This is a genomic window from Roseateles chitinivorans, assembly GCF_002761755.1.
Lineage (GTDB): Bacteria > Pseudomonadota > Gammaproteobacteria > Burkholderiales > Burkholderiaceae_C > Roseateles > Roseateles chitinivorans.
Window position 1 is genome coordinate 45,265 of sequence record NZ_PEOG01000008.1, and the last position, 19,977, is coordinate 65,241.

Annotated in this window: 19 protein-coding genes; 6 read left to right on the forward strand and 13 right to left on the reverse strand. The window is 69.1% G+C overall.

The annotated features are described in order from the left end of the window. Nucleotides 1-64: 64 nt before the first annotated feature. The 10 genes from gspE to gspG all read right to left on the reverse strand — a co-directional run bounded on the left by gspE (nt 65) and on the right by gspG (nt 9,638). The gene (gene gspE / locus CS062_RS03170) at nt 65-1,498 is read right to left on the reverse strand and encodes a type II secretion system ATPase GspE (protein WP_099860015.1); all 1,434 of its coding nucleotides are present in this window, start codon (nt 1,496-1,498) and stop codon (nt 65-67) included. 13 nt (nt 1,499-1,511) lie between these two features. Continuing rightward, on the reverse strand, nt 1,512-3,794 hold the full coding sequence (gene gspD / locus CS062_RS03175; protein WP_233217886.1) for a type II secretion system secretin GspD: 2,283 nt from the start codon (nt 3,792-3,794) through the stop codon (nt 1,512-1,514). 2 nt (nt 3,795-3,796) lie between these two features. Then, on the reverse strand, nt 3,797-4,657 hold the full coding sequence (gene gspN / locus CS062_RS03180) for a type II secretion system protein N (protein WP_099860017.1): 861 nt from the start codon (nt 4,655-4,657) through the stop codon (nt 3,797-3,799). Between the two features lie 3 nt (nt 4,658-4,660). Then, nucleotides 4,661-5,158 (reverse strand): type II secretion system protein M, encoded by a 498-nt coding sequence (locus CS062_RS03185; RefSeq protein WP_099860018.1) that lies wholly within the window; start codon nt 5,156-5,158, stop codon nt 4,661-4,663. Then, nucleotides 5,155-6,378, reverse strand: coding sequence for a type II secretion system protein GspL (gene gspL / locus CS062_RS03190; protein ID WP_099860019.1), 1,224 nt, complete (start codon nt 6,376-6,378; stop codon nt 5,155-5,157). The genes CS062_RS03185 and gspL overlap by 4 nt, the downstream gene beginning before the upstream one ends. Before the next feature lie 163 nt (nt 6,379-6,541). Continuing rightward, on the reverse strand, nt 6,542-7,573 hold the full coding sequence (gene gspK, locus CS062_RS03195) for a type II secretion system minor pseudopilin GspK (protein WP_233217887.1): 1,032 nt from the start codon (nt 7,571-7,573) through the stop codon (nt 6,542-6,544). Further along, nucleotides 7,570-8,247, reverse strand: a complete 678-nt coding sequence (locus CS062_RS03200; protein ID WP_099860021.1) for a prepilin-type N-terminal cleavage/methylation domain-containing protein — start codon at nt 8,245-8,247, stop codon at nt 7,570-7,572. Before CS062_RS03200 ends, gspK begins: the two co-directional genes overlap by 4 nt. Then, entirely contained in the window at nt 8,247-8,663 is a 417-nt protein-coding gene (gene gspI, locus CS062_RS03205) for a type II secretion system minor pseudopilin GspI (RefSeq protein ID WP_099860022.1), read from the reverse strand. Before gspI ends, CS062_RS03200 begins: the two co-directional genes overlap by 1 nt. Continuing rightward, the gene (locus tag CS062_RS03210; RefSeq protein WP_099860023.1) at nt 8,660-9,142 is read right to left on the reverse strand and encodes a type II secretion system protein; all 483 of its coding nucleotides are present in this window, start codon (nt 9,140-9,142) and stop codon (nt 8,660-8,662) included. Before CS062_RS03210 ends, gspI begins: the two co-directional genes overlap by 4 nt. A gap of 64 nt (nt 9,143-9,206) precedes the next feature. After that, nucleotides 9,207-9,638, reverse strand: a complete 432-nt coding sequence (gene gspG / locus CS062_RS03215) for a type II secretion system major pseudopilin GspG (RefSeq protein ID WP_099860024.1) — start codon at nt 9,636-9,638, stop codon at nt 9,207-9,209. A 61-nt stretch (nt 9,639-9,699) separates the two neighbouring features. On the opposite strand from gspG, the gene CS062_RS03220 reads away from it, so the two are divergent. Beyond that, nucleotides 9,700-10,302 carry a hypothetical protein gene (locus tag CS062_RS03220; RefSeq protein ID WP_099860025.1) on the forward strand — a complete coding sequence of 201 codons (603 nt, stop codon included), beginning with the start codon at nt 9,700-9,702 and terminating at the stop codon, nt 10,300-10,302. Nucleotides 10,303-10,321: 19 nt separating this feature from the next. Here CS062_RS03220 and CS062_RS03225 read toward each other — a convergent pair whose 3' ends face one another. Then, nucleotides 10,322-11,440: a nicotinate-nucleotide--dimethylbenzimidazole phosphoribosyltransferase gene (locus CS062_RS03225; protein WP_099860026.1), complete on the reverse strand. Its 1,119-nt coding sequence runs from the start codon at nt 11,438-11,440 to the stop codon at nt 10,322-10,324. A gap of 160 nt (nt 11,441-11,600) precedes the next feature. Next, complete coding sequence (gene ilvA / locus CS062_RS03230) at nt 11,601-13,187, reverse strand: threonine ammonia-lyase, biosynthetic (RefSeq protein WP_099860027.1); 1,587 nt, start codon at nt 13,185-13,187, stop codon at nt 11,601-11,603. 462 nt (nt 13,188-13,649) lie between these two features. Between ilvA and CS062_RS03235 the strand changes: the two genes are divergently transcribed. After that, nucleotides 13,650-14,072, forward strand: a complete 423-nt coding sequence (locus tag CS062_RS03235; protein WP_099860028.1) for an OsmC family protein — start codon at nt 13,650-13,652, stop codon at nt 14,070-14,072. 75 nt (nt 14,073-14,147) lie between these two features. Here CS062_RS03235 and coq7 read toward each other — a convergent pair whose 3' ends face one another. Next, nucleotides 14,148-14,765, reverse strand: a complete 618-nt coding sequence (gene coq7 / locus CS062_RS03240) for a 2-polyprenyl-3-methyl-6-methoxy-1,4-benzoquinone monooxygenase (RefSeq protein ID WP_099860029.1) — start codon at nt 14,763-14,765, stop codon at nt 14,148-14,150. 313 nt (nt 14,766-15,078) lie between these two features. Between coq7 and CS062_RS03245 the strand changes: the two genes are divergently transcribed. The 4 genes from CS062_RS03245 (at nt 15,079) to CS062_RS03260 (ending at nt 19,961) form a co-directional block, all read left to right on the forward strand. Next, nucleotides 15,079-16,140 (forward strand): porin, encoded by a 1,062-nt coding sequence (locus CS062_RS03245; protein ID WP_099860030.1) that lies wholly within the window; start codon nt 15,079-15,081, stop codon nt 16,138-16,140. Between the two features lie 299 nt (nt 16,141-16,439). Beyond that, nucleotides 16,440-17,501: a porin gene (locus CS062_RS03250; protein WP_099860031.1), complete on the forward strand. Its 1,062-nt coding sequence runs from the start codon at nt 16,440-16,442 to the stop codon at nt 17,499-17,501. Nucleotides 17,502-17,749: 248 nt separating this feature from the next. Further along, nucleotides 17,750-18,727, forward strand: a complete 978-nt coding sequence (locus CS062_RS03255; protein ID WP_099860032.1) for an ABC transporter permease — start codon at nt 17,750-17,752, stop codon at nt 18,725-18,727. 1 nt (nt 18,728) lies between these two features. Beyond that, nucleotides 18,729-19,961 carry a M20 aminoacylase family protein gene (locus CS062_RS03260; protein ID WP_099860033.1) on the forward strand — a complete coding sequence of 411 codons (1,233 nt, stop codon included), beginning with the start codon at nt 18,729-18,731 and terminating at the stop codon, nt 19,959-19,961. The last annotated feature ends 16 nt before the right edge of the window (nt 19,962-19,977 follow it).

The window sequence follows — 19,977 nt, forward strand, 5'->3', positions numbered from 1 at the left end:
GCTGGGAACCTCGTGATTGACTGCTTCGTGCGGCGTCAGGGCGCGCGGTCGGGAGCCGCCGCGCTCACTCGCGCGTGACCCGCAGCACTTCCTCTTCGGACGTCACGCCGGCGGCCACCAGCCGGTCGCCGTCCTCGCGCATCGAGCGCAGGCCGTTGGCGCGCGCCGCGGCCAGCAGCTCGGACTCCGCCGCCTGGTTGTGGATCAGGCCGCGGATCGTGTCGTCGCAGACCATCAGTTCGTACACCCCGGTCCGGCCCTTGTAGCCGCTGCTCGCGCAGGCCGGGCAGCCGACCGGGTGGTAGCGCGTGCCGCCCTCGGGCAGCGGCTCCGGCGACTTGCACACCGGGCAGAGCTTGCGCACCAGCCGCTGAGCCAGCACGCCCAGCAGCGAGGAGCTCAGCAGGAAGGGCTCCACGCCCATGTCGGTCAGGCGCGTCACCGCGCTGACCGCGTCGTTGGTGTGCAGCGTCGCCAGCACCAGGTGACCGGTCAGCGAAGCCTGGATCGCGATCTGCGCGGTCTCGTAGTCGCGGATCTCGCCGATCATGATCACGTCCGGGTCCTGCCGCAGGATCGCCCGCAGCGCCTTGGCGAAGGTCAGGTCGATGCGCGCGTTGACCTGGGTCTGGCCGATGCCGGGCAGCTCGTACTCGATCGGGTCCTCGACGGTCAGCACATTGGTCGTCGAGGTGTCGACCGTCTGCAGCGCCGCATAGAGCGTCGTCGTCTTGCCCGAGCCTGTCGGACCGGTCACCAGCACGATGCCGTGCGGCTGCTGCGCCAGGCGCTGGAAGCGCTCCAGCCGTTCGCCGTCCATGCCCAGCGCCGCCAGGGTGAAGCGCGACTCCGACTTGTCGAGCAGACGCAGCACCGCGCGCTCGCCGTGCGCCGAGGGCAGGGTGCTCACCCGCACGTCGATCGCGCGGCCGCCGATGCGCAGCGAGATCCGGCCGTCCTGCGGCAGGCGCTTCTCGGCGATGTCGAGCTCCGCCATGATCTTCAACCGCGAGATCAGCGCCGCATGCAGCGCGCGGTTCGGGCGCACCACCTCGCGCAGCGTGCCGTCGACGCGGAAGCGCACCGAGCTCTCGCGCTCATAGGGCTCGATGTGGATATCGCTCGCGCCGTTGTTGGCGGCCTGCGTCAGCAGCGCATTGAGCATGCGGATGATGGGCGCGTCGTCGGCGGTCTCGAGCAGGTCCTCGACCGCCGGCAGGTCCTGCATCAGGCGCGACAGGTCGACGGCGCTCTCGACCTCGCCCACCACCAGCGCGGCGCTGTCCTCGCCGCCGGCGTAGGCCGCCTGGATGCGCTGCGACAGCTCGGCCACGCTCAGGCATTCGATGCGCGAGGGCGCGTAGACCCGCTGCAGCTCCGACAGCACCGGCAGCGACAGCGCCGGCGTCGCCCAGAGGGTGCGCTGCTGGCCGTCGTCCTCGAGCAGCAGTTGCTGCGACCTGGCGACGGCGTAGGGAAGGGGATGTCGGCTGGCCATGGCGGCTCCCGGCTCAGCGGCCCTGCGGCGCGCTGGCCGGCGCGGCCGGGCCCGGCACCGGCGAGGAGGCGGGATACACCGGCAGCGGCAGCTGCTGGGGATTGGTCGTGCCCGGGGCGGACGCCGGCTTCTCCGGCAGGATCGGCGCGCCGGTGTCGGGCAGCACCATCGACTGCTTGGGCTGCGATTCCTGCTGGTAGGCGCGGATCGCGTCGTAGCGGTCCATCGTCAGCGCCATCGCGCTCTCCGGCGTGCGCAACAGCACCGGCCGCAGGAAGATCATCTGGTTGGACTTGGTCCGCTTGCGGGTCTGGTTCTTGAACAGGTTGCCCAGCAGCGGGATGTCGCCCAGGCCCGGCACCTTGTCCTCGCCGTCGGTGTACTCGTCCTTGAGCAGGCCGCCGAGCACCAGCACCTGGCCGTCCTCCAGCGTCACCGAGGTCTCCACCGCGCTCTTGTCGAAGGTCGGACCCTGCGTGGCCGAGTTGGCCGAGGCGACGACGCTGGAATTCTCCTGGTAGACCTTCATGCGCACCGTGCCGTTCTCGCCGACGGTCGCGCGCACCTTCAGCCGCAAGCCGACGTCGCGGCGCTCGAAGGTCTGGAAGGGGCTGGTGGTGGTGCCCGAGGTGGTCGTCGAATTGCCGGTCAGCACCGGCACGTTGCTGCCGATCAGCAGGTCGGCTTCCTCGTTGTCCTGGACGATCATCGACGGCGTCGACAGCACGTTGGTGCCGCTGACCGACCCCAGCACATTGGCAATGGCCCCCAGCGTGTACAGGCTGCCGACCTTCTTGATGATGCCGACATTCAGGCCGGTCGGGATCTGGCCGCTCTGGATCGCGGTGCTGACGCCGGTCGTGCCGCCGGCCGTGGCGGCGGTCAGGTTGAGGATGTTGGCGTAGCCGGTGCCGAAGTTGGTGCCGATCGCGCCCTCGCCGAAGAGCTGCTGGAACTGCACGCCGAACTGGCCGGCCTTGGAGGCGTCGACCTTGACGATCAGCGCCTCGACGTAGATCTGCGCGCGGCGCGTGTCGAGCTGCTCGACGACGGCCCGGATCTGGCGGTACATCGGCTCGGGCGCGGTGATGATCAGCGAGTTGGTCGCGGGGTCCGCCTGCACGAAGCCGCCGGTGTTGACCTGCGCCGTCTGGCTGACCTGCGTCGACGCGCTGCCGCTGCCCGAGGAGCCGCTGCTGCCGGAGCTCGACGAGTTGCCGCCGAAGGACGAGCTGTTGCCGGCGAAGCCGCCGCTGGTGCCGGCGCTGCCGGTCTGCGCGCCGGCGAAGCTGCCGGTGCCGCTGCCCGAGTTGCTGTTCGATCCACCGCCGGCGCCCGGGCCGGCATTGTTCGTGTAGGCCGCGCGCAGCACCGTGGCCAGGCGCACCGCGTCGGCGTTCTTCAGGTAGATCACGCGGATGCTGCCGCCGGTGTCGGTGCTGGGCTGGTCGAGCTTGGCGATCATCGCGCGCAGCTGCATCAGCTTGGCCGGATTGGCCGCACGCACGATCAGCGCGTTGCTGCGCGGATCGGCCATGACGCTGCTGCTGCCGCCGCCCGCGCCGCCCTGCGGCGTCACCACGCCCTGCGCGCCGCTGCCGCCGTCGGAGAGCCGCTGCACCAGCTGCACGATGTCCGAGGCCACCGCGTTGCGCAGCGGGATCACCTCGATGTCGGTGTTGGACGGCTGGTCCAGGGCCGCGACGATGCGGCTGATGCGCTGCAGGTTCTCGGCGTAATCGGTGATCACCAGGCTGTTGTTGCCCGGGTTGGCATTGATCGTGTTGTTGGGCGTGATCAGTGGCCGCAGCACCGCCACGAGGTTGTTCGCGTTCTCGTGGTTGAGCTTGAAGATCTGCGTCATGACCTGGTCGCCGCGGGCGCGCGCCTCGCCGGCGATCGTGACCGCGCCGGTCTGCAGCTTGGCCTCGGCCTCGGGCACGAGCTTGAGCAGCCCGCCGGATTCGACCATCGAGAAGCCCATCCCGCGCAGCGCCGCCAGGTAGCTCAGGTAGGCCTCCTGCACCGGCACCGGCTGCTCGGCGGTCAGCGTCATCGTGCCCTTGACCCGGGGATCGACCAGGATCGGCTTGCCCAGCGCGGCGGACATCGCGCGCGAGACCGCCTCGATGTCGGTGTTGACGAAGTTCAGCGTGACCGGCGTGCTCGCGCGCACGGCCGGCTGTCGGCGGTTCTGCTGCTGATTCGACTGTGCGCCGGCCTGCAGGGGCAGGCTGCCCGCGATCAGGCTGATCGCCATGCCCAGCGCCGTCGGTCGCATCATGTGCTTGTTCATGCTCATCCCACCGAGATGATCGAGCGCGCGCCCTCGCGGCGCCCGATGATGTTCAACAAATTGGCCAAGGCGGCCTCGCTCCCCGGGGCGGCCGTCGCCTCGCCCCGGAACTGCGACCGCTTCGCGCCCAGGCTGCCCTGGCCGCTCAGTTGCAGCGGCCCCTGGATCGTCGTCAGGATCAGCTGCGGCGTCTGCCCGCCGCCCACCAGCCCCATCCGGTAGCTGCCCAGCGGCGCCACCTGCGCCAGGCGGGAGGAGAAGTCCCGCAGTTCGACCTGGGCCGCGCCGGTCACGCTGACCGCGGCCCCGCGGCCCTCGAAGACGAAGCCCTGCGCGCTGACCGCGATGAGCCCGTCCGGCGCCAGCGTGTTCCACGGCGTGCCCAGGCCCGACAGCCAGCCGGCCGGCCAGCGGATCCACGGCTGCTCCGGCGTCGCGTCGGGCAGCCGCACGGTGAGGCGGTCGAGGCCGAAGCTCGCCGTCAGCGGCGCGGCGGGCTTGATGCAGCAGGACTGGTCCAGCGTCAGGCGCAGGCCCAGCCCGCCATCGATCCAGCCCGGTCGCATCGTCCAGCCCAGCCGCTGCGGCAGTTCGCTGGCGTCACGGCTGCCGGGACCGGGACTCAGGATCAGGCGGGCGCTGCCGTTCCAGAGCGTGCCGCGGGCGTCGGCCAGCAGCAGACGCTCGTTGGTCGCCGAGGACACCGCCGAGGCCAGCCAGGCCGCCGGGGCCCAGGCCACAACCGCCGTCACCAGGCCGAGCACCGCGCCGAGCTCGGCCCAGCGGAAGGCGCGGACGAAACCGGTGGTCGAGGCGGCGTTCGCCGTCGAGGTCGTGAGCCGGGCGCTCGATCGTCGGGCCATCGCTCAGTTCCCTGCCGCGGCGGGCAGCAGCAGCGTCAGGCGGCCGCTGTAGCCCTGCGGACCGGATTGCAGCTCGGCCTCTTGCGGTCGGGCGCGCGCGCCCTGGCGCGCTTCGCCGATCCACATCGCCAGCGCGCCGCCGGGCACGCCGCGCAAGCGCAGTTGCGCCTGGGTGCCGGTGATCGTCAATTCGGCGGCCGGGCCCAGCCGCGCGGTCGCGGCGCGCAGGGCCGCCACCGACTGCTCGGCGGAGACGGGCACCGCCTGCTTCAGCGCCTGCGTCTGCAGCGCCATCGCGCGCATCTGCTGCAGCTCGCGGTCGAGCCGGTCCAGTTCGCCGGGCGCCTTGCGCAGCGTGCTCCAGGCCGGCGCCAGCGCGATCAGCCACAGCAGCAGCAGGCCGATGAAGACCGCGGCCAGGCGCGCGATCAGGCGCTCGCGCGGCGCGGCCGCCTGCCAGCGGGCGTCGAGGTCCCGGCGCATCGTCGTGAAGCTGTTCATCGGTTCTCGGGTCGCAGGCTGAGTTGGAGCGCGTCGCCGTCCTCGGCGACCCGCAGCGCCGGATCGCGGCCAAGCCGGTCGCGCAGCTGCGCGCGCTGCGGCGCGCTCAGGCCGGACAACTGCAATCGGCCCGGCTCGAAGCGCAGGCCCGGCAGCGGCGGTTCGCCCGGCGGCGTGGCGCGGGCGACGGCAGCAAGGAGATCTTCCAGATCGCCCGGGCCGACCTGACCGGCACCGCCGCGCAGCGCCTCGGTCTCGCGCACCATCTGCGCGCGGGCGTCGCGGACCACGCGCACCTGCGGGAAGCTCTGTCGCAGCAGCGCTTCCTGCTCGGCCTTGCGCGCGTCGATGGCGCGGCCCTGTTGCCAGGCCATCGCGTTCAGGCCGATCACCTGCACCGCGACCAGGCCGACGACGCCCCAGCGGAACGGCCGCCAGGCCGGCGTCTGCAGCGTCTGCCAGGCCTGGTACAGGCGCTGCCAGCCGCGCTGGCGCGGGGTGAGGTCGAACTGCAGCAGGTTGACCGGGGCCTGGCGGGCGGCCCAGGCGCGGTCGGTGTCGCTCAGCACCCGCACCGGACGACCGAGCCACTGCTCGGCCTCGGCCGCGGCGGCGGGGCTGGCGCTCACCGGGGCCTGCTGCCACCAGTCCTCGCCCAGCCAGTTGCGCAGGCCGCCGCTGTCCAGCGGGAAGGTCGCCACGCCGTCGGCGCGGGACACCCGCAGCCGTGCGCGGCCGTCGGCGCCGGCGTGGACATAGCCGCCGTCGGCACTGCCCGAGGCCGGCTGCGGCCAGGACAGCGGCAGCAGCGACTCGACCAGCAGCCCGGCCGCCTCGATCGCCTGCAGGTGCGCGCGCAGCGGCTCGCGGGCGGTCACGGCGACCCAGTGGGTGCGGCCGTCGGCATCGGGACTGTCCAGCAGCGCGAAGTGCAGCCGCTCGGGATCCTCGAGCAGCTGGTCCTCCATCACGCCGACGACGGCGCCGCGCAGCTTCCCGCCCTTGACCTTGGGCAACTGCGCCGGCAGCCAGCTGAGCTGGTCGTCGCCGATCAGCGCCATCACCCGGTCGGCGCGCGGCAGGGCGGACAGCGGCGCGCGCTCGCCGTGCCCCCGCGCGTGGGCCGGCGCTTGCGCGTCGTGGCTGAACCAGTATTCGTAGTCTTGCGCGGTGCCGCTCTGAGGCGGGTGGGCCGGCAACAGGATGAGCAGGGTACTCATGAGATCGCGGATTCTAGGAGGGCTTGCATGACGGTTCGGCGCCGCACGCCCCCGAAGAAGCCCGTAGTCGAGGCTTTACAAGTCCATGCATCCCGTCCCTCTTGTGTCCAGTCGTGTCGGCGCCGACCGCGGCGGCCCTGCGGCCGCTCCTGCGTCGACGGGTTCAAGGCGTGGCCCCGTAGCCGGCGGCGGTGCCGGGCAGCGTGGACAGCCGTTGCAGGCGTTCGCGGTCGAGCACGACCATCTCGAGGTTGCGGCGCTCGACCAGGGAGCGCTGCGCCAGCACCCGATCGTCCATGCGCAGTTGGCCCTCGACGAAGAAGAAGTCGCTGGTGAAGGCGGTGCGCTCGGCGCTGAGCGCCGGCTCCTGCGGCACGAAGGGCTTGAGGTCCTCGAAGCTCCGGAAGGGCTTGACCTGGCGCTGGCGCACGATGCGGTCCGCCGAGCCGGTGTCGGTGAACAGCACCGCGGCGAGCACCTCGCGCGGCGCGGTGTTCACATTGACCGGCGTGCGCCTGGGCAGGATCACCACCAGCGTGCTCAGGCGCCGGATCTGTTCGTCGTTCAGGCCGAGCCAGCGCAGTTGCGCCAGCCGCGTCGGCAGCAGCGGCACCTCCCCCGGCGGCGCGCTGGCGGGCACGGCCGCGTAGTTCATGCTGAGCCGCAGTTGCTCGACCAGGTTGGTGCTCAGGCCGGCGGCCTGGAAGAGCTGGGCGGCGGCGCGCACCTCTTCGGGCCGGTTGTCCACCAGGTTGCGCAGGTTGAAGCGCGATTGCGCGTCCTCGATGTGACCGGACAGGAAGGCATCCGGCCCCGCATCGGCGGACTTGTTCTCGTCCTGCGACAGGAAGCTCGACAGACGCGCCTCGGCCAGCGGCACCGACCAGACCTCGGTGAGGTCATCCGAGGCCGGCTTGCCGTCACGCGAGTTCATGTTGTTGCGCTTGTCCTCGCGCAGGATCAGCCGCGCCCAGTCCAGCGCGCCCTGAAGCACCCAGTCGGCCTGGGCGCGGCCGCGGTCCGCGGCCTCGATCTGGATGCTGCGGGCCTGCCGCCACAACATGGCGGCCGACAGCGTCGTCACCAGCACCACGATCAGCAGCGCGGTCAGCAAGGCGGCGCCGCGAGGCGAGCGCCGCCCCCGGCGCGGAATCGGGAGGGCTGTCGGGCGAGACGGCAGGGCGGGCGCGTTCATGAGCCGTTGCTTTCCACCGCGACTTCGCGAACCAGTTCGCCGCGATAGCCGCTGCCCTCGCCGAACTGCAGTCGCATCCGCACGCCCTGCGGCACGGCGACGCGCTGCTTCGGCGAATTCGGGCCAGTCGGCGACGAGGCGGCCGGATCCTGCGGCACCAGCTCGCCGCTGGACTGCGCGTTGGACCAGGCGTTGCCGCGGAAGAAGAACATCTGCCAGCCGACCACGCCGTCCAGGCCCGGCATCGCGCGCAGCTCCTCGGCGCTCAGCTGCTGGCTGCGGAACCAGGCGTCCTGCAGGTCGTCCCGGTTCACCACCGGCGCCGACTCCCAGCGCGACAGCCGGCCGTCCCTCAGCTGCCAGGCGACCAGCTGCAGGCCGGTCTCGCGGCGCCGGGTCAGGCGCAGGGTCGCGCCGTCGAAGGCCAGCGCCGACGTCACCACGCCGCTGTCCTGCACCTCGCGCAGGTCCAGTTCCCATTGCCGCATCAGCGTCTGCAGCGTCTCGGCGCGCTCCATCGCGACCTCGTTGTGCTCGCGGCTGGTGGTCAGCGCGCTCACCGCGCGCCAGGCCATCACCGACATCACCGCCATCACGACCAGCGCGACGACGACCTCGATCAGCGTGAATCCGCGCGCCGCGCGCCGGAAGGAGGAACCACCCGGGCGCCGCATCAGTTGCGCCCCACGATGGTGGTGAGCGTCAGCAGCGGGCGGTCGCGGTCGTCGAAGACCTGCGCCTCGACACGACGGAAATTGGGATTGGGCGTCGAACGGATCGCCAGCCTGACGTTGAAATCGCGGCCCATCTGGGTGCAACTGGCGCTGTTGTCGCCGACGCCGGGGAAGGTCTTGGTCAGGCGCATCTCGGTCAGCTCGTTCTCGGCGCACCACTGCGCGAGCGAGTTGATGGCGAGCCGGTCCGAGTTCGAGGTCATCGCGCCGGCCGCCCGCAAGCCCGCCGCCAGGCACAACGCGACGATCGTCAACGCCACCAGCACCTCGATGAGGGTGAAGCCGGCAGCACGCGAGGCGCGCCCGGGGACAGGCGCAAGCAGGCCGTGCCGGCCGGGTCTGGGGGTGCCGCTCATGCGCCTCCCTTCGTGATCGCGAAGGGACGCAGTCCATCGGTGGCGAGGGTGATCCGGTGATCGCCGCGGATCAGCGTGACGCGCTGCGCGCCGATGAGCGGCTCCGGCCCCAGGCGTAGCGTGCGGCCGTTGGCGGCGGCGCCCTGGATCTCGACGATGGGCGTGTCGCCCAGCCAAGGCCGCTCCAGGCCCAGCCGCCTGACGAGCGGCGAGGGCAGGCCAGTGAGGTGGTAGCGGCCGGCGTCATTGCCGGAGTCCGGCACCCAGCGCACGTCCAGCGAAGCGGCGCGGGCCTCGGCCCGGGCGGTCTCGAGCACCGAGGCCAGCTGCAGGGCTTCGCGCTCGAGCTGCACGTCGGCGCGGTCCCGCACCGCGACCGCGACGGTGGCGCTGGCGATCGCCACGATGGTGATCGCCACGATCAGTTCAATCAGCGTGAAGCCGCGCTGGGAGGGGCGGCCGGACGGACGCGCGCGCACGGCTCGGAGCGGTCGATGGAGAGGCGGGGCGGTGGGGACGTGGAACGCGCGGCGACCCGTGCGCTCACTCCCAGGAGCCGACGTCGGCGTCGTTGCCTTCGCCACCGGCCTTGCCGTCGGCGCCCAGGCTGTAGACGTCGACTTCGCCCTTCAGGCCGGGGTTGTCGTACTGGTAAGGATTGCCCCAGGGGTCCTTGGGCAGCTTCTCGATGTAGACCTTCCAGTTGGGCGCGGCCGGGCCGTTGGTCGGCTTGGTCACCAGGGCGCCCAGGCCCTGCTCGCTGCTCGGATAGCGGCCGTTGTCCATCTTGTAGAGCTTGAGCGCCTGCATCAGCGTGTTCACGTCGGACCGGGCCGCGGTGCGGCGGGCTTCGGAGACGTGGTTCATCACCGCGGGAACGACCACCGCGCCCATGACGGCGACGATGGTGATGGCGACGATCAGTTCGATGAGCGTGAAGCCGCGCGCGCGGCGCGGAGACAGGGGTCGGCGCATGGTGTGGGAATCCTCGCGGAGCCGCCCTCGGCGGCCTATCGCGCTGCATCATAATCGTCGGATGCATGCACGATGGTTAAGCTTCGTCGTCTGGGCGCTGCTGGCGGCCAGCCTCGCGTATTGGGCGCTGATGCTGATGGCCAAGGGCCCTCAGGCGCCAGCGATGACGCGTCCGGCGATCGCCGACGGCGCGCCTGCCGACTGGACCCGCCTGTTCGCCGCCGCCAAGGCCGCGGAGGCGCCGGTCGAAGCCGCCTCCTCGCGCTACCAGTTGCTGGGCGTCGTGGCGCCCTCGATGAATGCCCGCCATCCAGGCGAAGGCGTTGCGCTGATCGTCGTCGCCGGCGGCTTGCCCAAGCCGGTGCGCGTGGGACAGGTCGTCGATGGCGACCTCAAGCTGATCGAGATCAACCGGCGGGACGTCGGTCTCGGCGCTGGCGACGCGGTCACGGTGAGACTGAGTCTTGCGCCCGGCGCTGCCGGCGCCGAAGCGCTGCCGGGCCAGATGCCACCGGGCGCCATGCCGCCGCCGCAATTCGGGTCGCACCCCGGTCATCCGCAGGCCGGCGGGCCGGGGCCCGAAGGGATCGTGCCGCCGACGGCCATCGGCGGTGCGCTGCCTCAGCCAGCGCCGGGCGACGGCAGCGCCAACCCCACCAAGTAGGACCGGCGCGAGCCGGGGCTCAGTACTTGCTGCCCAGCGTCGATCGACCGGCGCCCGAGGGCAGGGCACCCGGCGCGCTCGAGCCGGTCTCGCGCAGGTCGGACGGCCGGCTGTGGATCGAGCCTTCGGGCAGGTCCTGCACTTCCGTCAGCAGCGCCGCCGCGCAGCGCACCAGCGGCCAGGCCAGCGTCGCGCCGGTCCCGTCACCGCATTCCATGCCCAGTTCGAGCAGCGCCGCAGCGTGGAAGAGCTGCAAGGCCTCGTCCAGCCCGCGATGGGTGGTGCTGCGACAGAAGACGGCGTAGTCGGTCACCGGCGGCGCGATCATCGAGGCCACCTTCAGCGCCGCGCAAGCCGGAATGCCATCGACCAGGATCAGTTGGCGCTTGGAGGCGGCGACCAGCATCGCGCCGACCATGACCGCCAGTTCAAAGCCGCCGAATGCCGCCAGCACGGCCATCGGCTCCTGAACGTCCCGGTGACGGGCCTGCGCGCCCTGCAGCACCAGCATCAGGTGGGAGAGTTCTTCGTGCGGCATGTCCGGGCCGGCGATCACGAAGTCCTGCACCGGCATGTCCATCAGGCGGGACAGCACCAGCGCCGAGGCTTCCAGTGATCCCTGTCCGAGGCCCGCGCACGCGATCACGTTGCCGGCGAGGTTGTCCGAGATCTCCATGCCGACGCGCACGCCCGCATGGGCCTGGTCCAGCGTCATCGCCGGTCCGGCGCGCGAGTTGCGGGTGCCGTGCGCGATCTTGCGCGCCAGCAGGCGCTGCTGCGGGCTCAGCGGTTCGGCGATGCCGCAGTCGACGACGGTGACATGCATGCCCTGGTTGCGCGCGAAGACGGTGGCGGGTAGCCGGTGCTGCAGCGCGAGGAGCGCCTGCTCGCGGGTGCTGCGGCCATTGGGCAGGGCGATGCCGTCGACGGCCAGGCCGTGGTCGGCGGCGAAGAGCACCAGCGTCGGATCACGGAACTTGGGCGTCTGCGTGGCCTGGATCAGGCCCAGCCGCACGGCGAGCGGCTCGAGTTCGCCCAGCCGGCCGGCCAGCGCGCAGCGGCGCTCGAGGCGCTGGCGCAGGGCGCGCTCCAGCTCCGGGTTGGCTGTCGGCGAGATGAGGGACTGATGAGTGGACATGGGGACCGCCATTCTCAGGCCGCGTCGCGCGGCGGCCATCGGCAATTGCCCCGCCGCTCGTCGCCTGCCCCCTGTCCGTGGGGCAGCGGGTGGTGTCGAGCCATCACCGCCGCGGGCCGGCCGCCCGCACGATCACGGCCGCTTCACGCGCCAATCCGGTTCAGCGCAGGAAGAGGCGGTAGACCGGGTTGTCGGTTTCCTCGGTGTACGGATAGTTCAGCTGGTCGAGGAAGGTCTTGAACGCCTTGCCGTCGCGCTTGGGCACCTGCAGGCCGACGAGGATGCGGCCGTAGTCGGCGCCCTGGTTGCGGTAATGGAAGAGGCTGATGTTCCAGTCCGGGCTCATGCTGGAGAGGAAACGCATCAGCGCGCCGGGCCGCTCGGGGAAGATGAAGCGGAACAGGCGCTCGTTCTCGGCGAGCTCGGTCCGGCCGCCGACCATGTGGCGTACATGCTGCTTCGCCAGCTCGTCGTCGGTGAGGTCGACCGTCGGGAAACGGTGCTTCTCGAAGCTGCGGGCCAGCTTGTCGGCCTCCTCCCGCCTGGCGATGGAGACGCCGACGAACACATGCGCCTCGTTCCGGTCCGAGATGCGGTAATTGAACTCGGTGACGCTGCGGCCGCCGACCAGCTCGCAGAACCGGCGGAAGCTGCCGCGCTCTTCCGGGATGGTGACGGCGAACAGCGCCTCGCGCTCTTCGCCGACCTCGGCGCGCTCGGCCACGAAACGCAGCCGGTCGAAGTTCATGTTGGCGCCGCAGGTGATGGCCACGTAGGTCTCGCCCTTGGTCCCGTGCTGCGCCGCGTACTGCTTGATCGCGGCGACACCCAGTCCGCCGGCCGGCTCCAGGATGCTGCGCGTGTCGACGAAGACGTCCTTGATCGCGGCACAGACGGCGTCGGTGTCGACCAGCACATAGTCGTCCACCAGCTCGCGGCAGATGCGGAAGGTCTCTTCGCCCACCAGCTTCACCGCGGTGCCGTCGGAAAACAGCCCGACGTCGCTCAACGCGACGCGCTTGCCGGCACGCACCGAGCGCACCATCGCATCGGAATCCTTGGTCTGGACACCGATGATCTTGATCTCCGGTCGCACCGCCTTGATGTAGGCCGACACGCCGGCGATCAGGCCACCGCCGCCGATGGCCACGAAGATGGCGTCGATGGGACCGGGGTGCTGGCGCAGCAGCTCCATCGCGATGGTGCCCTGGCCGGCAATGACGTCGGGGTCATCGAAGGGATGGACGAAGCTCAGGCCCTGCTCGCGCTCCAGTTCGAGCGCATGTTCATAGGCGTCGGTGAAGGATTCTCCGGCCAGCACCACTTCGCCGCCCAGGGCCTGGACCGCATCGATCTTGACCTTCGGCGTGGTCACCGGCATCACGATCACCGCGCGGCAGCCAAGTTTCTTCGCCGACAGGGCCACGCCCTGCGCATGATTCCCCGCAGAAGCGCAAATCACCCCCCGGGCCAATTGCCCAGGCGCGAGATTTGCCATCTTGTTATAGGCACCACGCAGTTTGAAGCTGAATACCGGCTGCTGATCCTCGCGTTTCAGCCAGACCTTGTTGCCGATGCGCTTCGAGAGATTGCGGGCGGCGTCGAGGGAAGTTTCCTGCGCGACCTCATACACCTTCGCGTTAAGAATCCGTTGCAGATAACTCTGATCCGCGGGGAGTAACGCCGGGTGTTGCGCCGATGGGCGCTCCGGGGTGGTCTTGCGCGATGCGCGGCGGGTGCCGGCCATGGAATTCCCTCCAGTTGCCCTGACTGCGCGGGACGCGCCAGCCGTCGGGCGGACGATGATAGCGAGGGTTTGTCCGGATCGCGGCGGGTCGCCGGCTGCGCCGCGTCGGCGCGCTTTCGCGATTGGAGGAGCGAGCCTTGCGGCCATGCCGGGCTGTCGATGGGCGAAAAAAAGCCCGAGGCTTGTGGCCTCGGGCTGAATCCACCATGGAGGCGGTGGAGGAGACAACCGGTGCGGGGCTGACCCCACAAGTCGGGGTAGCGCTGTCGCATGCCTAGAATTCTAGGGCGATGCATGTTGCGCCGCAATATTTTTCGAGGGCCTCCACCCTGGAGTCGGGCCTCTAAATGCGCAAAATCACCGCCAGAGTCGATCGCCGCAACGGCGCGGTGGTCGAAAAAATGGGGTCAGGGTGCCGGAGGCGCCCGACTGGGCCCAGCCCATCGAACCAAGGAATGACGAATGGAATGCACGATCAACTGGATGGGCGCTGAAGGGATGAGCTTCATCGCCGAAACCGGCAGCGGTCACATGATCAACATGGACGGCTCTCCGGACGGCGGTGGCCGCAACCTGGCGCCCAGGCCGATGGAAACGGTGCTGGCCGGCACCGGCGGGTGCACCGCCTATGACGTCGTGCTGATCCTGAAGCGCGGCCGGCATGATGTACGGGGATGTCAGGTCAAGCTGAGCGCCGATCGCGCCGAGTCGGATCCCAAGGTGTTCACCAAGATTCACATGCACTTCGTCGTCACCGGCAAGGGGCTGCCGGAAGGGGCCGTCGAACGAGCGGTCCAGCTGTCCCACGAGAAATACTGCTCCGCCAGCATCATGTTGGCGAAGACGGCGGAGATCACGACATCTGTGGAGATTGTCGAGGCGTGATGCCCCCGATGGCCCCTCCAATGAGGCACGAGGAGTGCGCACGTGGCGCGCTCCTCGTGCTATCCATTTGGAGCGTCAGAGGTGATGGGCGGTTCGAGTCATCACCTTGGCGGCCATCCGCATCAGGCCCCGCACCGGCGCCGGCAGCTCGATGCCGCCGCGGTCGCGGGCTTCTTCGGCATGGCGCGCCTCCTCCTCCTTCATCCGGGCAACGATCGCCCGGGAGCTGTGGTCCCCGTCGGGCAGGCGTTCCAGGTGGCTGGCGAGGTGGGCTTCGACCTGGCGTTCCGTCTCGATAACGAAGCCCAAGCTGACCTTGTCGCCGACCAGCCCAGCGACCGTGCCGATCGCGAAAGCGCCGCCATACCAGAGCGGATTCAGCAAACTCGGGCGGTCATTGAGGGCACGCAGGCGGTCCGCGCACCAGGCGAGATGGTCGATCTCCTCCTGGGCGGCGTGCTGGAGGTGCTCCCGGAGCTGCTCGTCGCGGGTCCGCAGTGCCTGGGCGCGATAGAGGGCCTGGGCGCAGACCTCGCCGACGTGATTGACTCGCATCAGCGAAGCCGACAGCCGACGCTGCTGTTCGTCGAGCGCCTCGTCCGGGGCGGCCGCCTGCGGCGCCGGTCGTGACATCGGCGCGATGCCTGCCAGCGTCTTCAGGCTTTGGTCCAGCGTGGATATCCACGCGTCCATGCGGGTGAAACTGCGCGCCGGGCGTCGGGTCTGAAATTGCATCTTGAGCGCTACCGTGGCAAATGAGGCTGCAGTTTAGAAGGGCAGCGTCAAGCGATTCCCGGGCGCTGTCTGATCCTTTGTGCGAATGCCTGATGACACATTTTTTTAACCTCATACGCGTTGCTTCGGACCAACGAAATCAGGACTTTTACGGGGTGGCTGCTGGTCAGGCGGGATCGGACCTGTTGCAATACACCACAGCTTCATTGCAGGAGCTTGGTTTGCGGACGATCTACCGACCGCGACCTCATTGAAGATCTAGGAGTCTCTAATGAAGAAATCTCTCGTCGCGCTGGCTGTGCTGGCTGGTTTCGCCGGTGCTGCTGCCGCTCAATCGTCCGTCACCCTGTTCGGCGTGATCGACGTGGCCGCCCGTTACACCAAGGCCAACGGCCAGGACACGAAGCAGCTGTCGAACGACGGCAGCAGCTCCAGCCGCCTTGGCGTCCGTGGCGTCGAGGACCTGGGTGGCGGCCTGAAGGCTGGCTTCTGGCTGGAAGCCGCCCTGTCCGCCGACAGCGGCACCGCCGACAGCACCCGCTTCTGGGGCCGCCGCGCTTCCGTGAGCCTGATGGGCGACTTCGGTGAAGTCCGTCTGGGCCGTGGCAAGACCTCGACCCGTCTGGTGGTCGACGATTTCGACGTCTACACCACGACCGGTCTGGGCGATGTGACCCGCCTGTACTCGACCTTCGGCCTGGGCACCAGCCTGTACGACACGAACAACCGTGCCGACAACCTGGTCCAGTACTTCCTGCCGAGCGATCTGGGCGGTGTGTACGGCTCGTTCGACGTGGCTGCCGGTGAAGGCGCCCAAGGCAAGAAGATGTACGGCGGCCGTCTGGGCTACAAGGCGGGTGACCTGAACGTCGCCGGCGGCTACCAGACCACCGACACGCAGAACACCAAGTTCAAGCAGCTGTCGCTGGGCGCTTCGTACGACTTCAAGGTTGTGAAGGTCAGCGGCCTGTACAGCCAACTGAAGCTGTCGTCGTACAAGCAGAACATCTACACGATCGGCGCCGTGGTGCCGGTGACGGCCGCCGGCTCGGTGACCGCCCAGTTCAGCAAGGCATCGACGAACAGCGCTGCTGACGCGCTGATCACCGCCCCGTCCGCTACGAACGCGACGCCGATCAACGGCGCTGGCGACTCGAAGGCCTTCACGATTGGCTACCTGCACAATCTGTCGAAGCGCACCGCTCTGTACTCGACCGCTTCGTACATCAAGAACGACGGCAACGCCAACTTCCGCGTCGGGAACAACGCTGTTGCTGCTGCTCGCGGCGGCAAGTCGGGCGGTCTGGACGTCGGTATCAAGCACAGCTTCTGATCCCCGGATCAGCGCGCTGCGCAACGAAAGCCGCCCCTCGGGGCGGCTTTTTTTCGTCTGTCCGGTCCGTTGGCGCAGGTTGGCGCGGGGGTCGGGCCTTGCCTCTCTCGATCAAGCTCAGTCGCCGCAACGCACCGTTGTTGAATTTGTGAATAGTGATTGCGGGTTTTCCCTCTGTCCTGGCGTCACAAACTTGACAGGGTTTGCTCGCGTGGGCGATGTGCAACACAACGCGTCTCCATCTGAAGGCTTCGCTGAGAATCGATCACGGCGACCAAACCAATCAAAGGAGACATCACATGAAGAAAGCCGCCTTGGCGCTGAGCATCCTGGCAGCCAGCACCAGCGCCGCCTGGGCCCAGTCGAGCGTGACGCTCTACGGCATCGTGGACGCGGGTCTGCGCTGGACCAGCAATGCCAACGTCGGATCGTCCGAGAAGCAGGTGATCCCCGGTGGCATGTCTCAAAGCCGTCTCGGCATCAACGTGACCGAAGACATGGGTGGTGGCCTCAAGGCGATCGCCAATCTCGAGCACCGGCTGAGCTCCGACACTGGTCAAGTCGCAGCGGCCGACTTCTGGCGTCAGTCGTGGGTCGGCATCCAGTCGTCTGACTTCGGCCGCATCACGGTGGGTCGCCAGTACAACATCCTGTTCGACATCTACACGTCGACCTACGCTTCCTTCAAGTACTCGCCCTACATCGAGGCCTACAAGCCGGAAATTGGTCTGTCGCTCGGTGCGCGCCAGGACAACATGGTGAAGTACTTGTTCGAATCCGGTCCGATCCGCGGTGAGATCCAGGTCTCCGCCGGCGAAGGAACGGGTCCCAACAAGTCGGTTGGGGGCTTGCTCCGGTATGCCGATGGCCCGATCGCTGTCGGCGGTGCCTACCTGCAGGTCGAGGATCAGGCCGGTCGCAAGGTCAAGGCCTACACCGCAGGCGGCGCCTGGACCTCGGGCCCCTGGTACGCGAACCTGTCCTGGGCGACCAACAAGTTCGATGCCGGCCCGATCCTTGGCCCCACCTATACCGCCGGCCTGCTGGGCCCCGGTCTGCTGAACGCCGCGGCGAACGACGTCAAGAAGCGCGACATGATTTCCGGCGGCTTGACCTATCAGCTGACGCCGCAGCTGAACATCGGCGGACACTACTGGTATGCGACGCAGACCCATTACGTGGTCAGCACCCAGAAGGGCAAGAGCCACTACTTCGCCGTGGTGGCCGACTACGCCTTCTCCAAGCGCACCGACGTTTACGCCGAGATGGACTACACCCGCTTCTCCGAGGGCGCGGTCCGCTTCGCCAACGGTGCCACCAAGCGCGGCGGTGCCATGGTCGGCCTGCGTCATCGCTTCTGATGGCCACCATACGGGCGCACGGCGCGTCCGTTGGCTACTCACGAAACCGCCTTCGGGCGGTTTTTTCGTTGGCGGGCGACGGTGAGGACGACGTCGCGTTCATGCTGCGTTAAGGAGTAACCCACTTGCCGGGGGCGGGACGCTCCTCGATGATCGTTGACTTCTGAAGCGTCTTGCCTCCGGGGTCAGGTCGTGCCAGGGCAGGCCACGAGCCGACTCGCCCAAGCCGTCGCCGGAGGCCATCGTCCATGCTGGTTTTCATTCTTCGCCGCCTGGCGCAGGCCGTCGTCGTCATGCTGACGGTGGCCTTCATCGCCTTCATGCTGTTCCAGTACGTCGGCGATCCGGTCAACAACCTGCTGGGTCAGGACGCCACGCCGGAACAGCGCGAGCAACTGCGCAAGGACCTCGGCCTCGATCAATCCTTCGCCGTGCAGTTCGCGCATTTCGCCGGCAACGCGGTGCAGGGCGAGTTCGGCGTGAGCCTGAAGCAAGGTCGAAAGGTCTCGGCGCTGATCGCCGAGCGATTCCCGGCGACGCTCGAGCTGTCCGCCACGGCGGCGGTGATCGCGCTGGTGTTCGGCATTCCGTTGGGCGTCTACGCCGCACTGCGGCGCGGCAGCTTCGGCTCGCAGGTGCTGATGACGCTGTCGCTGCTGGGCGTCGCCCTGCCGACCTTCCTCATCGGCATCCTGCTGATCCTGATCTTCGCGGTGCAACTGGCCTGGCTGCCGAGTTACGGCCGAGGCGAGGTCGTCATGCTGGGCGCCTGGAGCACCGGTCTGCTGACGACCGATGGCCTGCGTCACCTGTTGCTGCCGGGCATCACGCTGGCGGTCTTCCAGCTGACGCTCATCATGCGCATCGTCCGCGCCGAGATGCTGGAAGTGCTGCGCGCTGACTACATCAAGTTCGCGAGGGCCCGCGGCCTGTCCGACCGCACGATCTACTTCGGTCATGCGCTGAAGAACACGCTGGTGCCAGTGATCACGATCACCGGGCTGCAGCTGGGATCGCTGATTGCCTTTGCGATCATCACCGAGACCGTGTTTCAATGGCCCGGCATGGGGCTGCTGTTCATCCAGGCGGTTCAGTTCGCCGACATCCCGGTGATGGCGGCCTACCTGTGCCTGATCTCGTTGATCTTCGTCGTGATCAATCTTGTCGTCGATCTGCTGTATTTCGCTGTCGACCCGCGCTTGCGCGTGAGCGGCGGCGCGCATTGACATGAACGCTCCGGAGCACCTCACCGCGTCCGCGGCCGGTACCTACCAGCGGCTGTTCGAGGCGCGCGGCGAGCTCGTGGCCCTGCGCCGCGAGCTGCACACGATGCCGGAACTCGGCTTCGAGGAGCACCGCACGGCGGCCCGCATCGTGCAGGCGCTCAAGGCCTGCGGTGTCGACGAGATCCACCAAGGCCTGGGCCGCACCGGCATCGTCGCCACCATCCACGGCCAGCCCACGCCCGGCGCCGCGCCTGACGCCAGACCGCGGCTCTTCGGCTTGCGCGCCGACATGGACGCGCTGCCGCTGCGCGAGCAGAACGACTTCGCCTGGCGCTCGTCGACGCCTGGCCTGATGCATGCCTGCGGGCACGATGGCCACTGCGCGATGCTGGTCGGCACGGCGCGCTACCTGGCGCAGACCCGGCGCTTCGCGGGGACGGCGGTGCTGGTGTTCCAGCCGGGCGAGGAGGGCTACGGCGGCGCCCGCGAGATGATCGCCGACGGCCTGTTCGAACGCTTCCCGGTCGAGGCCATCTACGCGATGCACAACTGGCCGCATCTGCCGCCGGGCAAGATCGGCCTGAACCGCGGGGCGATGATGGCCGCGGCGGACCGCGTGACCATCACCATCCAGGGTCGCGGCGGCCACGGCGCGCATCCGCACCTGAGCGTCGATCCGGTGCTGATCGCCGGCCACGTGATCACCGCGGTGCAGAGCCTGGTGTCGCGCAACATCGCGCCGATCGAGCAAGCGGTGGTCAGCCTGTGCTCGATGCAGGCCGGCGAGTCGAGCGCCTTCAGTGTGATCCCCGAGATGGCTCAGCTCACCGGCACGGTCCGCAGCTTCAAGCCCGAGGTGCAACAGCTGCTCGAGGAACGCATGACGCGCTTGGTCGAATCGGTGGCGCTGGGTTTTGGCGCCAGTGCCAAGGTCGACTACCAGCGCCTGTATCCCGCCACCATCAACAGCGCGCCCGAGGCCGACTTCGCCGTGCGCGTCGCGCAGTCGCTGGTCGGTGCCGAGAACGTCGATGACAAACTGGTGCCGAGCATGGGCTCCGAGGACTTCGCCTTCATGCTGCAGGCCCGGCCTGGCGCCTACCTGCGGCTGGGGCAGGGCGGCCCCTGCGGCCTCCACCAGCCGCGCTACGACTTCAACGACGAGATCCTGCCGCTGGGCTCCGCGCTGTTCGCGGCGCTGGTGGAGCAGGGCCTACCTCTCCCGCCTCACTGAGCGGACGCTGCCGTCC

Excerpts from the sequence above, each read along its gene's own strand:
- gspE (WP_099860015.1), bottom strand. The coding sequence starts at position 1,498 with ATGGCCAGCCGACATCCCCTTCCCTACGCCGTCGCCAGGTCGCAGCAA.
- gspD (WP_233217886.1), bottom strand. The coding sequence starts at position 3,794 with ATGAACAAGCACATGATGCGACCGACGGCGCTGGGCATGGCGATCAGC.
- gspN (WP_099860017.1), bottom strand. The coding sequence starts at position 4,657 with ATGGCCCGACGATCGAGCGCCCGGCTCACGACCTCGACGGCGAACGCC.
- CS062_RS03185 (WP_099860018.1), bottom strand. The coding sequence starts at position 5,158 with ATGAACAGCTTCACGACGATGCGCCGGGACCTCGACGCCCGCTGGCAG.
- gspL (WP_099860019.1), bottom strand. The coding sequence starts at position 6,378 with ATGAGTACCCTGCTCATCCTGTTGCCGGCCCACCCGCCTCAGAGCGGC.
- gspK (WP_233217887.1), bottom strand. The coding sequence starts at position 7,573 with ATGAACGCGCCCGCCCTGCCGTCTCGCCCGACAGCCCTCCCGATTCCG.
- CS062_RS03200 (WP_099860021.1), bottom strand. The coding sequence starts at position 8,247 with ATGCGGCGCCCGGGTGGTTCCTCCTTCCGGCGCGCGGCGCGCGGATTC.
- gspI (WP_099860022.1), bottom strand. The coding sequence starts at position 8,663 with ATGAGCGGCACCCCCAGACCCGGCCGGCACGGCCTGCTTGCGCCTGTC.
- gspG (WP_099860024.1), bottom strand. The coding sequence starts at position 9,638 with ATGCGCCGACCCCTGTCTCCGCGCCGCGCGCGCGGCTTCACGCTCATC.
- CS062_RS03220 (WP_099860025.1), top strand. The coding sequence starts at position 9,700 with ATGCATGCACGATGGTTAAGCTTCGTCGTCTGGGCGCTGCTGGCGGCC.
- CS062_RS03225 (WP_099860026.1), bottom strand. The coding sequence starts at position 11,440 with ATGTCCACTCATCAGTCCCTCATCTCGCCGACAGCCAACCCGGAGCTG.
- ilvA (WP_099860027.1), bottom strand. The coding sequence starts at position 13,187 with ATGGCCGGCACCCGCCGCGCATCGCGCAAGACCACCCCGGAGCGCCCA.
- CS062_RS03235 (WP_099860028.1), top strand. The coding sequence starts at position 13,650 with ATGGAATGCACGATCAACTGGATGGGCGCTGAAGGGATGAGCTTCATC.
- coq7 (WP_099860029.1), bottom strand. The coding sequence starts at position 14,765 with ATGGACGCGTGGATATCCACGCTGGACCAAAGCCTGAAGACGCTGGCA.
- CS062_RS03245 (WP_099860030.1), top strand. The coding sequence starts at position 15,079 with ATGAAGAAATCTCTCGTCGCGCTGGCTGTGCTGGCTGGTTTCGCCGGT.
- CS062_RS03250 (WP_099860031.1), top strand. The coding sequence starts at position 16,440 with ATGAAGAAAGCCGCCTTGGCGCTGAGCATCCTGGCAGCCAGCACCAGC.
- CS062_RS03255 (WP_099860032.1), top strand. The coding sequence starts at position 17,750 with ATGCTGGTTTTCATTCTTCGCCGCCTGGCGCAGGCCGTCGTCGTCATG.
- CS062_RS03260 (WP_099860033.1), top strand. The coding sequence starts at position 18,729 with ATGAACGCTCCGGAGCACCTCACCGCGTCCGCGGCCGGTACCTACCAG.